Source organism: Streptomyces sp. NPDC049887 (assembly GCF_040656535.1).
Classification (GTDB): domain Bacteria; phylum Actinomycetota; class Actinomycetes; order Streptomycetales; family Streptomycetaceae; genus Streptomyces.
Genome location: NZ_JBFAMM010000005.1, coordinates 330,578 through 345,213 on the forward strand (window position 1 = coordinate 330,578; position 14,636 = coordinate 345,213).

The 14,636-nt window shown below is 73.8% G+C and carries 15 protein-coding genes; 8 read left to right on the top strand and 7 right to left on the bottom strand.

All coding sequences use genetic code 11. The features are described 5' to 3' along the window. Nucleotides 1-81: 81 nt before the first annotated feature. Entirely contained in the window at nucleotides 82-828 is a 747-nt protein-coding gene (locus AB0J10_RS09130) for a helix-turn-helix domain-containing protein (RefSeq protein ID WP_363059375.1), read from the top strand. On the opposite strand, the gene AB0J10_RS09135 is transcribed toward AB0J10_RS09130, so the two are convergent. Then, nucleotides 750-1,160, bottom strand: coding sequence for a VOC family protein (locus AB0J10_RS09135; protein ID WP_363059377.1), 411 nt, complete (start codon nucleotides 1,158-1,160; stop codon nucleotides 750-752). The two genes, AB0J10_RS09130 and AB0J10_RS09135, sit on opposite strands and share 79 nt — an antisense overlap. Before the next feature lie 264 nt (nucleotides 1,161-1,424). Between AB0J10_RS09135 and AB0J10_RS09140 the strand changes: the two genes are divergently transcribed. The 3 genes from AB0J10_RS09140 (at nucleotide 1,425) to AB0J10_RS09150 (ending at nucleotide 3,900) form a co-directional block, all read left to right on the top strand. Next, on the top strand, nucleotides 1,425-2,249 hold the full coding sequence (locus tag AB0J10_RS09140; RefSeq protein ID WP_363059379.1) for a response regulator transcription factor: 825 nt from the start codon (nucleotides 1,425-1,427) through the stop codon (nucleotides 2,247-2,249). After that, entirely contained in the window at nucleotides 2,242-3,351 is a 1,110-nt protein-coding gene (locus AB0J10_RS09145; RefSeq protein ID WP_363059381.1) for a HAMP domain-containing sensor histidine kinase, read from the top strand. Before AB0J10_RS09140 ends, AB0J10_RS09145 begins: the two co-directional genes overlap by 8 nt. A gap of 219 nt (nucleotides 3,352-3,570) precedes the next feature. After that, complete coding sequence (locus AB0J10_RS09150) at nucleotides 3,571-3,900, top strand: hypothetical protein (RefSeq protein ID WP_363059383.1); 330 nt, start codon at nucleotides 3,571-3,573, stop codon at nucleotides 3,898-3,900. Here AB0J10_RS09150 and AB0J10_RS09155 read toward each other — a convergent pair. The 3 genes from AB0J10_RS09155 to AB0J10_RS09165 all read right to left on the bottom strand — a co-directional run bounded on the left by AB0J10_RS09155 (nucleotide 3,875) and on the right by AB0J10_RS09165 (nucleotide 6,908). Next, on the bottom strand, nucleotides 3,875-4,444 hold the full coding sequence (locus AB0J10_RS09155) for a cupin domain-containing protein (RefSeq protein ID WP_363059385.1): 570 nt from the start codon (nucleotides 4,442-4,444) through the stop codon (nucleotides 3,875-3,877). The two genes, AB0J10_RS09150 and AB0J10_RS09155, sit on opposite strands and share 26 nt — an antisense overlap. Continuing rightward, entirely contained in the window at nucleotides 4,441-5,631 is a 1,191-nt protein-coding gene (locus tag AB0J10_RS09160; RefSeq protein WP_363059387.1) for a cytochrome P450, read from the bottom strand. Before AB0J10_RS09160 ends, AB0J10_RS09155 begins: the two co-directional genes overlap by 4 nt. Nucleotides 5,632-5,831: 200 nt before the next feature. Continuing rightward, nucleotides 5,832-6,908 (bottom strand): type III polyketide synthase, encoded by a 1,077-nt coding sequence (locus AB0J10_RS09165; protein ID WP_363059389.1) that lies wholly within the window; start codon nucleotides 6,906-6,908, stop codon nucleotides 5,832-5,834. A gap of 293 nt (nucleotides 6,909-7,201) precedes the next feature. On the opposite strand from AB0J10_RS09165, the gene AB0J10_RS09170 reads away from it, so the two are divergent. Then, the gene (locus tag AB0J10_RS09170; protein WP_363059391.1) at nucleotides 7,202-8,449 is read left to right on the top strand and encodes a cytochrome P450; all 1,248 of its coding nucleotides are present in this window, start codon (nucleotides 7,202-7,204) and stop codon (nucleotides 8,447-8,449) included. A 6-nt stretch (nucleotides 8,450-8,455) separates the two neighbouring features. Continuing rightward, nucleotides 8,456-8,701, top strand: a complete 246-nt coding sequence (locus AB0J10_RS09175; protein ID WP_363059393.1) for an acyl-CoA carboxylase subunit epsilon — start codon at nucleotides 8,456-8,458, stop codon at nucleotides 8,699-8,701. A gap of 434 nt (nucleotides 8,702-9,135) precedes the next feature. Here AB0J10_RS09175 and AB0J10_RS09180 read toward each other — a convergent pair whose 3' ends face one another. Continuing rightward, complete coding sequence (locus tag AB0J10_RS09180) at nucleotides 9,136-10,113, bottom strand: hypothetical protein (RefSeq protein WP_363059395.1); 978 nt, start codon at nucleotides 10,111-10,113, stop codon at nucleotides 9,136-9,138. After that, nucleotides 10,110-11,120, bottom strand: coding sequence for an SPFH domain-containing protein (locus AB0J10_RS09185; protein ID WP_363059397.1), 1,011 nt, complete (start codon nucleotides 11,118-11,120; stop codon nucleotides 10,110-10,112). Before AB0J10_RS09185 ends, AB0J10_RS09180 begins: the two co-directional genes overlap by 4 nt. A gap of 117 nt (nucleotides 11,121-11,237) precedes the next feature. Between AB0J10_RS09185 and AB0J10_RS09190 the strand changes: the two genes are divergently transcribed. Next, a complete protein-coding gene (locus AB0J10_RS09190; RefSeq protein ID WP_363059399.1) occupies nucleotides 11,238-11,615 on the top strand; it encodes a DUF488 family protein in 378 nt (125 codons plus the stop codon). A gap of 281 nt (nucleotides 11,616-11,896) precedes the next feature. On the opposite strand, the gene AB0J10_RS09195 is transcribed toward AB0J10_RS09190, so the two are convergent. Next, nucleotides 11,897-12,691, bottom strand: a complete 795-nt coding sequence (locus AB0J10_RS09195) for a VOC family protein (RefSeq protein ID WP_363059436.1) — start codon at nucleotides 12,689-12,691, stop codon at nucleotides 11,897-11,899. Nucleotides 12,692-13,149: 458 nt separating this feature from the next. On the opposite strand from AB0J10_RS09195, the gene rsgA reads away from it, so the two are divergent. Then, nucleotides 13,150-14,337: a ribosome small subunit-dependent GTPase A gene (gene rsgA, locus AB0J10_RS09200; protein WP_363059401.1), complete on the top strand. Its 1,188-nt coding sequence runs from the start codon at nucleotides 13,150-13,152 to the stop codon at nucleotides 14,335-14,337. Nucleotides 14,338-14,636: the final 299 nt, after the last annotated feature.

The window sequence follows — 14,636 nt, forward strand, 5'->3', positions numbered from 1 at the left end:
AGGGGGAGGGACCCGGAAGACGGACGGAGAACCCGGGTACGGAGGGGCGGAACGTCCGGGGCGTGTCCTAGCCTCGACAGCATGTACGCGGAACGGGCCTCCCTGCTGGCCGGCGCCGTCCTCTGGCACAACGAGCCCGGGCCCGGCCCGGCGGTGCCCGTCCTGCCCGACGGCTGCATGGACCTGCTCTGGACCGAGGGCCGGCTGCTCGTCGCCGGCCCCGACACCCGTGCGCAGCCTTCCGACGGTCTACGAGCCGCCTGCACGGGCGTACGTTTCCCGCCCGGCGCCGCACCCGCCTTCTTCGGCGTCGCGGCCCACGAACTGCGTGACCTGCGCGTGGACCTCACCGACGTCTGGCCGGCGCGCCAGGTACGCCCCCTGGCGGACCGGGTCACCGACGCGCCGGACCGGCCCGCCGCGCTGGAGGCCGTGGCCCTGCGGCACGCGGCGGACTCGCCCTCGCCCGACCCGCTGCTGCGGGCCGTCGCGGAGGGACTGGACGCGGGCGCGACCGTGGCCGCGACCGCCGCGGCCGTCGGGCTCGGCGCCCGCCAGTTGCACCGTCGTTCCCTGGACGCCTTCGGCTACGGGCCGAAGACCCTCGCCCGCGTACTGCGGCTGCAGCGTGCCCTGGCCCTGGTCCGGCAAGGTGTGTCGTACGCGGAGGCCGCCGTGGTCGCGGGCTGCTCCGACCAGGCGCACCTCGCACGCGAGATGCGGGCCCTGGCCGGGCTCACCCTCGGCCGCTACGCGGAGCTGACCGCCGGGTCCTGGCCCGCGAACAGCGACACCCCGGCACCGTCCGGATCGAGGACGACCGCGTAGCGCTGTCCCCAGTCCGCGTCCCAGGGCGCGAGGTGGCCGCGGTGTCCCGCCCCGACGAGTTCCTCGTACACCTTGTCCACCTCGGCGGGACTGTCGCAGAGGAAGGCGAGACCGACCCGGTCCCCGCCCTCGGGCCGGGTCCAGGCCGGGTCGAAGGAGCGGACGGTGTCCTCGGTGTCGAACAGCACGCGCGGCCCGCCGGGCAGCGCGGCCTCGACGTGCGGAGCGGACTCGGCCCCCTCGGGGATGTCCAGGCCGAGCCGGCGGTAGAAGGCGAGCGAGGCGGCCATGTCGGAGACGACCAGGCCGACGGCATCGAGTCGTGGAGTCATGCGGTCACCGTAGGGGCGGTGACGCGGCGCGGTATTGAACGAATCGGACGTGGCCGCCGGCTCCTCCGCGTCGGTGGGGGAGGGCCCGGGAACGGCATCGTCCTGCCGGAAGACGTGGGCGCTCCTTCCGACCGCACCACCGCAGCGGGCACCGTTTCCGGGGAGGACGGCCGTGTCCGACGTGGCAGCGGTCCGCGGGCGGCGTCATCGATTCGTAAGGGGCGGGGCGCGCGCCCCGGGGGCCGGGGGGAGAAGACTGGGGGCATGCAGAACATCCTGGTCGTCGACGACGATCCGACCGTCGCCGAAGTGGTCACCGGCTATCTGGAGCGCGCCGGGTACACGGTGGCCCGCGCCGAGGACGGGCCCGGGGCCCTGGAGGCCGCCGGAGAGCGGTGGCCGGACCTGGTGGTCCTCGATCTGATGCTGCCCGGCATGGACGGCCTGGAGGTCTGTCGCAGGCTCCGCGGCCGGGGACCGGTTCCGGTGATCATGTTGACCGCTCGCGGGGACGAGGACGACCGGATCCTCGGTCTGGAGACCGGCGCGGACGACTACGTCACCAAGCCGTTCAGCCCGCGCGAACTGGTGCTGCGGGTCGAGTCCGTACTGCGGCGCGGCCGGGCGGTCGCCGACGCCGACCCGGGCGGGCCCGTGCTCAGCTGTGCCGGGATCACCGTGGACCCTGCCGCCCGCCGGGTCACCAAGAACGGTGAGGAGATCGGCCTGACCCTGCGGGAGTTCGATCTGCTCCTGCACCTCATGCGCCACCGCGGCCTGGCCATCGGGCGGGAGCGGCTGATGCAGGAGGTGTGGGGCTGGGACTTCGGCGATCTGTCGACCGTCACCGTGCACGTGCGGCGGCTGCGCGGCAAGATCGAGGACGATCCCGCCCGGCCCCGCCTGATCCACACGGTCTGGGGCGTCGGCTACCGCTTCGACGCGCCCGCGGTACCGCAGCCGGAACCGGAACATGGACGGCCGGCGGCATCGGCGCGGGCGTCCGACGGGCAACCGGACCGCCGAGCGGGCGGGGGCGTCCCGGGCGAGGGCACCGACCCGGGGAAGGGGCGTGAGTCCCGTGCGTGACGTCCTCCTCATCGCACTCTTCGCGTTCCTCGGCGCCGCCGCGGCGGGACTGGCCGGTGCCGTCGTGCTGCGGATGCTCCGCCGGAGGTCACTCACCGTCTCGCTGACCGTGGTCGCCGGCGTGACCGTCGTGGCGATGCTCGCCGGAACCCTGGCGGTCGCCCGAGCGATGTTCCTGTCCGCGCACGACCTGACCGTCGTCACCACGGTCGTCGCGATGGCCGCGGTCGTGTCCCTCGCCACGGCCCTGCTGCTCGGCCGGTGGGTCGTCGCGCGCAGTCGCGAACTCGCCCTCGCCGCACGTACCTTCGGGGAGGACGGCAGCTTCGCCGCGCCCGGAGGGGAGGCCACGGCCGAGCTGGCCGAGCTGGGCCGGGAACTCGCCGCCACCAGCGCCAGGCTCGCCGAGTCCCGCGAGCGGGAACGAGCGCTGGAGTCCTCCCGGCGGGAACTCGTCGCCTGGATCTCGCACGATCTGCGGACCCCGCTCGCCGGGCTGCGGGCCATGTCGGAGGCGCTGGAGGACGGGGTCGTACCCGACCCCCAGCGGTACTTCCGGCAGATCCGTGCGGAGGTCGAGCGGATGAACCGGATGGTCGGCGACCTCTTCGAACTGTCCCGCATCCACGCCGGCGCGCTCGCGCTGACACCCACGCGGATGTCCGTGCACGACCTGGTCGGCGAAGCCCTGGCGGGCGCCGTCCCGCTGGCGCGGGAGCACGGGGTGCGGCTCGTGGGGGACCGGGTCGAGCAGGTGCCGATCGAGGTCGACGCCGAGGAGATGACACGGGTCCTGGCCAATCTGCTGGTCAACGCGATCAGGCGGACCCCGGCCGACGGGACGGTCGCGGTCGCGGCCGAGCGTCGGGAGGGTTCCGTCGTACTGTCCGTGACCGACGGCTGCGGGGGCATACCGGAGGAGGACCTGCCGCGGGTCTTCGACACCGGCTGGCGCGGCAGCGAGGCCCGCACCCCTCCCGCGGGGGCGGGCCTCGGTCTCGCGATCGTCAGGGGCATCGTGGAGGCGCACGAAGGACGTGCCGGGGTGCACAACGTGTCGGGGGGCTGCCGCTTCGAGGTGACCCTTCCGGCCGCTCCGTGACCACCGTCCCCTGCCGCGGCAGCCGTCGTCCCCCGCCGCGGCCGTAGTCCCCCGCGGCCCGGCGACCCGGGAGCACACGACTGGTCGGACCGGCGGGAGGCGGCGGGAGCGGTCACCGCAACGGGGGTGCGACGGGAGGGCGTTGTCAGTGGCGTGCGGCAGGGTGGCGGGTGCACCGTCACATATGACGCGAGACGACCCGAGAGGAACGGCCGACCGATGAGTGCCACCGCTGTGATGACGTCCCGTGAACGAGCCGCCGCCCAGGCGTACGTGCGGCTCCTCGGCGCCGTGCGCGCCGCGCTCGCCGAACCTCCCGGTGCCGACGCCCCGCCGCCTCCCGTGCTGCTCAGCGCCCCCATGGCGGAGGCGGACGAGGCCCTCGCCGCGGCGGGCCTCGTCGGCAACGAGGAGGCGTTGTTCGGTCTGGTGACGGGGCTGCACCGAAGGCGTCCGTCGGACCCGATGAATCCGTCGGACAGGTCGGACCCGGCGGCCCACCGCGTTCCGCGGCCGGCTCGCGTCACGCCTCGTGGCGCAGGGGGGTGAGCTGTTCGATGTCGTAACGGGCCCGGAGTTCGGCGATCGCGCCGTGGTCGGGCGGGCCGTCCGCGTCGAGGATGGCGATCAGCTCCTCGAAATACCGCTCGTGGTCCGGCGGAGGGGACGCCTGGAAGAACATCCTCGCCGGCTTCCCGGTCCGGTTGGCGAACGCGTGCGGACAGCCGGGCGGCACCACGACGACCGTGCCCGGACCCGCGCGCACCGGACGCCGCCCGCTCGGTGACTCCCAGTCCCGCCAGTCGCCGTCCGTCCGCACCCGCGGCTCGAAGGCGAGCATCTCCAGCTCGCCCTCCAGCACGTAGAAGAGCTCCTCGCTCCGGGCGTGCACATGCGCACCGACGTCGAACCCCGGTGGGACGACCACCTCGAAGCTGGACGACACACGGGAATGCTCGCCGGTGACCTTGAACGTCACCTCCTGGGCAGCCGCGCGCAGCGTACGGCCGAGGCCCGCGGGCAGCAGCAGCCCCTCGGCCGCGGCGGGGCGGTCGCCCTCCCGTGCCCCCGGGCGCCGTACGTGCGACGTCACCAGACCACCGGCAATCCCTCGGGGCCCCGGATCAACGCACCCGGTCGCCAGCGCAGTTCCTCGGCCGGCCCGGCGAGACGCATCCCCGGGAAGCGGTCGACCAGGGCGGAGAACAGCAACTCGGTCTCCAGCCGGGCCAGCAGTGCGCCCACGCAGTAGTGCGGACCGTAGCCGAACGCCACATGCGGGTTGGGGTTGCGGTCCAGCAGGATGCCGTCCGGATCGGCGAAGACCTCCGGATCCCGGTTGGCGGCGAGGTACGAGACGTAGACGGCCTCTCCCCGGCGGATCTCCCGGCCGCCGACGATCAGGTCCTCGGTGGCGATACGACACAGCCCGACCCCGTTGCGGTGCGGTATCCACCGCAGCAGCTCGTCCACGGCCGTGGCGCGCACCCCGGGGTCCCCGCGCAACCGGTCCATCAGATCGGGCCGCGTCAGCAGGATGTACGCCATGTTCCCCGTGTTGTTGGTGACCGCCTCGCCGCCGATCTGGATCAGCAGGGCCAGGCCGACGGCCTCGGCCACGGTGATCTCCCGGTGCGTGACGGCCGTCGACAGCAGGCCGATCACGTCCTCGCCGCCGGTGCCCCGCCGCTCGCCCAGCAGCCCGGCGAAGTAGTCGCACATCGCGGTCCTGGCCCGCTCGCTGCGCTCGGCTCCCTCGGCGGAGGACAGGATGAGCGAGGTCCACTCGTGCATCGTCGGCCGGTCTCCGGCGGGTACGCCCATGAGTTCGCAGACGACGGCCAGTGGGAACGGCGCGAGGACACGGGCGACGAGGTCGGCGGGCGGTCCGTCGCGCAGGACGCCGTCCACGAGTTCGTCGAGCATGGTCTGGGCGCGCCCGCGCAGCCGTTCCACGCCGCGGGTGGTGAAGGCGGGGGCGACGGCACGGCGCAGCCGCGTGTGGTCGGGCGGGTCCTCGAAGCCGACCGCGCCGTCCACCGGGATGAAGTGCGGTGCCAGCCGGGTGACATCGCTGCCGACGACCGCCCTGCGGCTGAAACGAGGATCGTTCGTCACGTTCCGCACGTCCTCGTGGCGGGTCACCAGCCAGGCCCAGCCTTCGCCATTGGGGAGCCGGATCCGGGTCACTGGTCCCTCCCGCATCAGCGCCGCGAGATCCGGGTCGAACTCCACGCCGGTCAGGTCCCGTACCGGCCAGAAACGGACCGGGGGAGGCACGCCGGGCGTCGAGGCCGTCGTTGCCGCCGCAGCCGTCGTGCCCTGGGCGGTCGCTGCCGTGGCCGTCGTGCCTTCTGCGGACGCTCCCGTGGCCGTCGGCGCCGTGGCCGCTGCCCCTGCTGTCGGCGTCGGCGCCGGCGCCCGGGTCGTGGGCACCGGATTCAGGGGCGAGGGTGTCGAGGAGGCTTCGTCCCGCACGGTCAGCACCTCCCCACCGGGGCCGGGACCTCGGCCTCGGTCCAGCGCCCCAGACTCATCTCCGCCGTGATCCCGGGGCCGAAACCGGCGAGGATGCCGCGGGCGGTGTGCCGGGTCGATCCCTCGTCGAACAGCCTGCGCAGGGCGTCGAGGACGACGGCGCTGGCTATGTTCCCGTACTGGGTGAGCGTGGCCCTGCTGAAGCGGAACGCCTCGGGCGGGACCCCGAGATACTTCCCCAGGTCGTCGAGGATGCGTGGACCGCCCGCGTGGATGATGTAGAAGTCCAGCGAGGCGGCGTCCCAGCCGTGTTCGGCCGCGAGCCGCCTCAGCGCCGGCGCCAGTGGTTCCATGGTGCCGGGGACCCGTCGGTCGAGCCTGAAGTGGAAGCCGGTGGAGCGGACGTCGTAGGCGATCCAGTCCTCGGTGTCCCGCACCAGGTAGGAGCCGTTGCGCTCCAGGGCGACACCGTGTCCGCCCCGGCCGCGCACCACGGCTGCGGCCAGACCGTCACCGAACAGCCCGTTGGACAGCAGATTTCCCACGTCCAGATCGGTCGGCTGGTAGCACAGCGAACAGAACTCGCACGCCACGATGAGGGCGTTGGCCTCCGGGTACGCCGTGCAGAAGTCATGGGCCCGGTTGACCGCGGCGCCCCCGGCCGCGCAGCCGAGCTGGGCGATCGGCACCTGACGCGCGTCGGTGCGGAAGCCCATGGAATTGATCAGCCAGGCGGTGAGCGACGGCATCATGAAACCGGTGCACGACACGTAGATGATCACGTCTATGTCGACCGGCCTGAGCTCGGCGTCGGCCAGCGCCCGCTCGATCACCGCGGGCACCCGGGCCTTCGCCTCGGACTCGTAGACGGCGTTGCGGTGTTCGAAGCCGGGATGCCTCAGCGTCTCCTCGATCGGCTGCAGCAGGTGCCGCTTCTCCACCCCGGTGTTCCGGATCAGGCGCAGCGCCAGGTCCAGTTGTGGGTGGTCCGCGTGAACGGTCCGCGCCAGGTCCAGCGTCTGCTCCATGGTGATCACGTGTTCGGGTACGGACACCGCCGGTCGGCACAGAGTGGCCATGATGGTGCGCCCTTCTCTCGCGTTCCCCTCCAAAAGGATCCGGGAGGTCACCCGTTCGCGCCCGCCGAGGAAAGCCCTTCTGGCTGGTCCGTCCGGGTGACGGCACGCCGGTGCCCTCCCGGCGGCGCTGCGGCCGCGAAGGGCTGGTCCGTCCGGGTGATGGCGTGCCGGTGCCGTCCGGACGGCGCGGCGACCGGGAAGGGATGTCGAAGCCGTTGAACGCCGCCCGCTCCGCTCACCCCGGCGTGACCAGGGCCGCGGCGGCATCGGGCGTCGGACGTTGGGAGTTGAACGTGAAGACGTCAGAACCCGGGACGCCGGGCGCGTCCGACCTCGGCCCGCGGGAGGACGAGGGCGTTCGCCACTGGAGCCTCGAGGACCTGAGGGCCCTGGACTTCGACCCGTTCCTGACCACGGTCCTCCGGGACGAGCCGGTGGCACGCATCCGGCTTCCGTACGGTGAGGGCACCGCCTGGCTCGTGACGCGCCACGAAGACGTCAGGGCCGTCACGTCGGACCCCCGGTTCAGCCGCCGGGCCCTCGCCGACCTCGACGTGACCAGCGGTTCCCCGCACGCCATCGCCGCCAGGCACGCCTCCCTCAACTACACGGACCCTCCGCATCTCACGACCATGCGCCGGGTCGTCGCCCGCGCCTTCACCGGCGGCAGCATGGAGCGGCTGAGACCCCGGGCCCAGCGGACCGCGGACGCACTGCTGGACGAGATGGAGCGGCACGGGCCCCCGGCCGATCTGGTGCGGTACCTGCACGGGCCGTTCCCGCTGTCCGTCGTCGGCGACCTGCTGGGGCTGCCCGAGGAGGACCGAGCCGGCATGACCTCCTGGACGGACGTGATCATGGCGCCGGGTGCCGCTCCGGCCCGCAGCCGGGCCGGCAGGAAGTCGGTCCGCGAGGTCGTCGAGGCGCTTCTCGTCCGCAGGCGCACGGAGCCCGCGGACGATCTGGCCGGGGTGCTCGCCTCGGCCGCGTCCGACGGGGAGATCAGTGACGACGAGGCGCTGTCGATGGCGACGGCGATTCTCGTGAGCGGCGCGCACGCGGTCCGCAACAACAGCGCAAACATGGTGTTCGCCCTTCTCACCCGTCCGGAGCAGCTGGCGCGGCTGCGCGCCGATCCCGCACTGCTGCCGCGGGCGGTCGAGGAACTGCTGCGCTTCGTCCCGCACCGCAACGGCGTGGGCCTGCCGAGGATCGCCACCGAGGACGTGGAGGTCGGCGGAGTGCGCATCGGAGCCGGCGAGGCCGTCTACTGCTCGTACCTGGCCGCGAACCGGGACCCCTCGGTCTTCCCCGACCCGCACATCCTGGACCTCGACCGCCCCGCGGCAGCGCATCTCTCCTTCGGGCACGGCCCGCACCACTGCGTCGGACCGATGCTGGCGCGGATGGAGTCCGAGGTGATGCTGGCGACGCTCCTGCGCCGGTACCCGCGGCTGGCCCTCGCGGTGCCCGAGGAGGAGATCGCCTGGCAGGAGGGCGCGCTGATCCGCGGGCCCAAGTCGCTCCCGGTGAGGTGGTGAGGCCGCGTGGACGTGGACCTGCGCATCGTGCACGGCGCTCCGGACGCCGAGGAACTGGCCGCCGTCATGGCCGTGCTGACCGTCATCGCCCACCGCCGTTCGACGGCCCGAGCCGCCGCCGGCGGCGGCGAACCGGACGGCGGATCGCGGCGCGCCCACTGGGACCGCGCCTGGGGCGGTGGCTTCCAGCCCTGCGGCTCATGGCGGGAGCGGGACCGAACGGTGACGGCGTTCGACCCGGGCGGCCGCTGAGCGGGCCGAACGGTGACGGCGTTCGACCCGGGCGGCCGCTGAGCGGGCCGGGCGGTGGTGGTGTCGTTCGACCCGGGAAGCCGCTGAGCGGGGCGGGCGTGGTGGCGTTCGACCCGGGCGGCCACTCAACCGGGCGGGCGTGGTGTCGTTCGACCCGGGCGGCCACTCAACCGGGCGGTGGTGGTGTCGTTCGAGCCGGGAAGCCGCTGAACCGGGCGGGCTGGTCGTGCCCGACGGAGCCGGGTGCCGAAGTCGGGTGCCGACCGCGCTGAATCCTCGGCGTCACCCCGAATGAACCCGTACGCCCCGGGTACCCGAAGTCCGCGATGCCCCCACGAAGGGGGCGGCACCCCCTCGCCGCCCCGCGAACGGCCCCGCCCGCCACCCGCCCCTCGGGCGGGCGGGGCCGACACATCCCCCTCCCGCAGGGGCGGTCAGACGAGGAGCCTCAGGGACGTGTCCGACACGCCCACGCGGACCGACTGACCCCAGGTGAGCTCCAGCGCGTCGGACTCCATGCCGTCGCCGAAGGCCACCAGCCGGTCGCACTCGACGGTGATCCGCAGCCCCTGCCCGGCCGTTAGGTCCCCGTCGACCAGCGACGTCCCGGTGGTGGGGGAGGGCCAGGCCTCCCGGACGAACCACAGCAGCCGGGCCTCGCCGGGTGCCGGCAGGGGCCGGGCGCCGCCGCGTCCCCCCCACAGCGACCGCAGCCAGCCGGTCGCACCCGTTCCCGTGCCGACGAGCACGCCGGAGGACGCCTGGGCCTCACCGGCCAGGACCTCGTCGGACCCATGACCGGCACCCTCGGCGCCGCCGCCGCTCTCGGTGGCCCGCGCCGGTCCCGTGGGGCCGCCGGGGCCGCCGTCGATTTCCAGCCGGTAGCGGGACGTCTGGTGGTCGGGCCGGCCCAGGTAGATCTCGTTGAGCGCGACGAGCCGCTGGGTGTCGTCGGCGAGGGCCTCCACCATGGTGAGCTCGTCGGTCGTGGCCCCCCGTCCCACGGCGGCCTGCAGCAGCCGCCCGGTGTCGCCGGGCCGGTGCCGTACCAGTACGCCGGTGTTGCGGCCCGGATCGGTGTCGATGCCCACCACAGGCTGACCGGCCAGGTACTTCGCCGTGTTGGCGACGAGCCCGTCCTGCCCGGCCACGACCACCACGTCCTCGGGTGCGAAGAGGAACCGGTCGAGGTCCGACCGCTCCACCCGGGCCCGGCGCCACCGCGCGGGCACGGCCGCCGAGACGGCGGTCAGTGCCCGGCGGGTGCGCCGGTGCCGCTCGGCGACCTCGCGGATGCTCCTGCCGCGGGAGGTGAGGAAGAACTCGGCCTGGCCGTGCGTGCCGTGACGGGCGAGCAGTTCCTCGTACTCGGTGGTGCGGTGCACGATCACGGCGCGGGGGGCGAGGCTCACGCTCCCTCCGCTCCCGCCCCGCCCAGCCGTGCGAGCAGTCCGGTGAGGACGTCGGGGGAGAGTGTGATGCTGTCGACGCGCGGCAGGTTCTCCGCGAGCCGGGTGACGGCCAGGGCGTGCAGGGTCGACGGGTCGGCCTCGGAGTGCACCCGAAGCCAGGCGGCCTGGGCCCCGGCGCGGGCTTCGCCCACCTCGCGCGCCGCGGTGGCCTCGGCCTTGGCGAGCCGCACCTTCCGGGCGGCCTCCGCCTCGGCGCGCACGGCGTCCGCCGCGGCGCTCTCCTCGGCCTCGCGCCTGGCGTTGGTGCCCTTCTGGTCGACCAACTGCTCCTCCCGGCGGGCGAGTTCGATTCTGCTGGCCAGCTCGTTCTCGGCGATGGTCCGCTCGCGTTCCACGGCCACGGCCCGCCGCTCGTACGTCGCGCGGTCGGCCTCCTGCTGTATCTGCTCGCGGGCGGGGGTGCGCAGGGCCCGTTCGACCTCCGGCTCGGGCCGCAGGGCGATGACGCGCACGGCCACCACCTCGATGCCCGTGGCGGACAGCCGCGGTTCCGCGCCCAGCCCGCCGGAGATCCGTTCCCGCACGGCGGCGACACCGTCGACCAGGGCCGCCGACAGCGGGGTGCGGGCCAGCACGTCCAGCGCGTGCTGCTGGGCGGTCTCGGTCAGCAGGGTCGAGATCTGCTCCAGCGGCGCTCCGCGCCAGGCGCCGGTGTCCGGGTCGACGGAGAAGTCCAGCCGGGTGGCCGCCGTCGCCGGATCGCTGATCCGGTACGTCACGGTCGCCTGCACGGACACGTCCTGGAAGTCGGACGTCCGGGCGTGGAAGGTCATGGCCAGTTCCCGGTCGTCGACGGGCACCTCGGACAGTGCGGCCGTCAGGGCCCGGAACCAGAAGCTGAGGCCGGGTCCGTCGTGGACGAGCCGGCCGTGGCGGTGGTGGCGGACGTGTGCGGTGGGCGCGGAACGCAGATGGCGCCAACCGAAGCGCCTGGTGATGTCGGCCATGTGGCGACCCCCTCTTTTCGTCATCAGGACGATATCGAGACGACCTCTTATCGTCAATGCGACGAAATTCGGATTCCCGCGCTTGCGTCGCACCGTCCCGCACAGCAGGCTGTCGGCATGGCGACCGTCAAGGTGCGCAGGGTCTACGACGCGCCCGACCCGGACGACGGCACCCGTGTGCTCGTCGACCGGCTCTGGCCGCGCGGCGTCTCCAAACAGCGGGCCGCAGTCGACACGTGGCTCAAGGAGGTCGCCCCGTCCGGTGAGTTGCGCGCCTGGTACCACCATGACCGCTCGCGGTACGAGGAGTTCGACGCCCGCTACCGCACGGAACTCGAGGACGGCGCGGCGGCGCAGGCCCTGCAGCGGTTGCGCGCACTCGTCCGCGACGGCCCGGTCACCCTCGTCACCTCGGTGAAGAGCGTCGAGGGCAGCCATGTGCCCACGCTCGTCGCCGTGCTGGAGAAGTCCGCCGAGCCGCCCGCGGGCCGCTAGCCGCTCACCGGGACCCCGCCCGTGCGGAGGTAAGAGCGCCGCGCGGGCCGGGACGGGCGGGAGGGGCGTCAGGGCCGGCGGCCGCGCGAAGGCTCCCACTGCCGTGAGCTCCACCGACGGTGCCCCCCGGGCGCGCGGCGTCGCCGGGGTCGGGCGGACGGGCCCGCATTCCGTGGCCGCCCCGCCGGAGCGCCCTCGTCGAGCGCTTCCGCCGGCGTCGCGGTCCTCCAGGTGGGGACCACCCAGGTCCGTCAGCCGGCTCGATGTGGCCGCCCGGAGGTTCAGGTCACCGGAGCGGCCGGTGCGTCGGGCGGGGCGTCCTCGGCGGACGACAGATGGAAGAGCCCCCCTTCGGGGTCACGGATCGTCGCCGTTCGCCCGAGCGGTGTCTCCTGCGGGGGCGTCACGACCGTGCCGTGCGCGGCGGCCGCGCGGGCCGTTGCCCCGTCCACGTCGTCGCGGCAGAAGTGGACGTGCCACTGGGGGCGGATCGCCGGCTCCGCGGACTCCGGAACACCGCCGTACATCCCCGCCACCGTGCGGCCCCCGGCCCGCAGCATCACCCGGTCGTGCTCGTAGCGCACGTCGACGGTGTCCGGATGGGCGTCCCATTCGAACACCCCGCCGTAGAACAGCGCGGACGCGAACGGGTCCCTCGTGTGCAGCTCCAGCCATGCCACGGCGCCGGTTCCCCGGCCCGCCCGCCACCCCGGGGAGGCAGGTCCCTCCCAGATGCAGAACGCGGCGTCCAGCGGATCCGCCGCCCAGGCGATCCGTCCCCGGCCGAAAGCCAGCGGCCCCACGGCGACCGTTCCGCCCCGCTCCCGTACGCGTCCGGCCGCCGCGTCGGCGCTCTCGGCCACGAAGTACGCCGTCCAGGCGACCGGCAGCCGGACCCCCATGCTCTGCGCGGACTCCACGAGACCGGCGACCGGTTCGCCGTCCGCGTGGGCGACCACGTACCCCTCCGCCTGGACGTCCGGCGCGAACTCCCAGCCGAACACCGCGCCGTAGAAGTCCTGGGCGACACGCATGTCCTGCGTCGTCAGGCTCACCCAGCACGGCGTGCCCGGCACCCCGGGTGAAGTGCTCGCCACGGCCGCTCACCTCATTCGCGTCAATTGGTGCTCATCCCGGGGCAGGGGCGGGCCAGGACAGTCGACCACCGGGCAGGGGCGGGTGGCCGCTCCCTGACACCCTTCAACAGAATCCGGACGGTCGCCACCGCAGCAGGCGCCACCGCAGCAGGCGCCACCGCAGCAGGCGACGCCGCCGCCAGGCGGCGGCGTACCGAAAACCCGTTGGCACGGTGTGGGCGACCGGTTAGTGTGGCGTCGCAGCCGTGCGCGAGGCACGGCCATGGGCATCGAGGAACACATGGAGGTGAGGACGTTGATGACGGTCACCGTGCCGGGCGCTGCCCGGAACCCGAAGTTCATCACCCCCATTTCCGTGGCCGCCGGCTGACCTGCTCCTGTCCTGTCGCACGCCCGTGCGCGTGCATCGCCGGGGCCACCCGTGTGAAGGGTCTCCCTTGTCTCTCCCCTCCTCTGCTCACTTTTCTTCCGCAACTCCCTCCACTCCCTCCGCGGCCTCCTCATCCGGCTCCCCCCACGGCGACTCCGCCACCGGCCGCGGGGCCGCGCACCCGCTCGCCGCGTACGGCTGGGACGGCGACCTCACTGCCGCGTTCGCGCCGTACGCCGAACGCGGACTGGTGCCCGGGCGGGTCGTACGGGTCGACCGTGGCCAGTGCGACGTCGTCACCCCGGCCGGGACCGTCCGCGCCGACACGGCGTTCGTCACCCCGCACGACCCGCTCCGTGTGATCTGCACCGGCGACTGGGCGGCCGTCGACCCGGAAGGCGGCAGCCCCCGCTACGTACGGGCGTACCTGCCGCGGCGCACCGCCTTCGTGCGCTCCACCTCGTCCCAGCGGTCCGAGGGGCAGATCCTCGCCGCCAACGTCGATCACGCGATCATCGCCGTCTCGCTCGCCGTCGAGCCGGACCTGGGACGGATCGAACGGTTCCTGGCGCTTGCCTGGGAGAGCGGGGCGCAGCCACTCGTCGTCCTCACCAAGGCCGATCTGGTGCCGGACGCGACCGCCCTGTCGTACCTGGTGCAGGACGTGGAGACCACGGCCCCCGGCGTCCAGGTGCTTCCGGTCAGCTCGATGACCGGGGAGGGCATGGACATCCTCGCGGCGGTGGTCTCGGGCGGTACGAGCGTGCTGCTCGGCGTCTCCGGCGCGGGGAAGTCCACGCTGGCGAACACGCTCCTCGGCGAGGACGCCATGGACGTGCAGTCCACGCGAGGCGTCGACGGGAAGGGCCGTCATACGACCACGACCCGGAACCTGCTGGTCCTTCCCGGCGGTGGCGTGCTCATCGACACCCCCGGGCTGCGGGGGGTCGGCCTCTTCGACGCGGGCGCCGGTGTGGGCCAGGTCTTCTCGGAGATCGAGGACCTGGCCGCGGACTGCCGTTTCCACGACTGCGCCCATGAGACGGAGCCGGGCTGCGCCGTGCTCGCGGCACTCGCCGACGGCTCGCTGCCGGAACGCCGGCTGGACAGCTACCGCAAGCTCGTCCGTGAGAACCGGCGGATCGTGGCGAAGACCGACGCCCGAGTCCGCGCGGAGATCCGCCGCGACTGGCAGCGCAAGCTGGCGGAGGGCCGCGCGGCGGGCGAGGCGAAGCGGAGCGGCCGCATGCGCTGATTCCGCAGGGGCTCCCGGGGCTCCCGGGGCTCCCGGGGTCCCGGCGTCCGCGTGTTCGCCGGGTCCCGGGGGTGCTCCCCCGGAAACACGGCTGCGGGCCCGCCGTGACGCACCGGCAGCGGCACGGGGCGGCCGCGGACCGGCCCCGGAGCGCGATCGCCGATCTGCGCGATCCGACCGGTCAGGGGTGGATTCCCACGGAGCGCCGGGGGTGCTCGGCCGGCCTCCGCTGACCAGGCGGCCGAGCACGGCGACGGCGCCGCCGACCTGGTCCCGCTGACCGGTCTGACCAAACGCCG

Bases quoted from the DNA above. Each gene is read 5' to 3' on its own strand.
- AB0J10_RS09135 (WP_363059377.1), bottom strand. From the start codon at position 1,160: ATGACTCCACGACTCGATGCCGTCGGCCTGGTCGTCTCCGACATGGCC.
- AB0J10_RS09150 (WP_363059383.1), top strand. From the start codon at position 3,571: ATGAGTGCCACCGCTGTGATGACGTCCCGTGAACGAGCCGCCGCCCAG.
- AB0J10_RS09185 (WP_363059397.1), bottom strand. From the start codon at position 11,120: ATGGCCGACATCACCAGGCGCTTCGGTTGGCGCCATCTGCGTTCCGCG.
- AB0J10_RS09130 (WP_363059375.1), top strand. From the start codon at position 82: ATGTACGCGGAACGGGCCTCCCTGCTGGCCGGCGCCGTCCTCTGGCAC.
- AB0J10_RS09165 (WP_363059389.1), bottom strand. From the start codon at position 6,908: ATGGCCACTCTGTGCCGACCGGCGGTGTCCGTACCCGAACACGTGATC.
- AB0J10_RS09140 (WP_363059379.1), top strand. From the start codon at position 1,425: ATGCAGAACATCCTGGTCGTCGACGACGATCCGACCGTCGCCGAAGTG.
- AB0J10_RS09190 (WP_363059399.1), top strand. From the start codon at position 11,238: ATGGCGACCGTCAAGGTGCGCAGGGTCTACGACGCGCCCGACCCGGAC.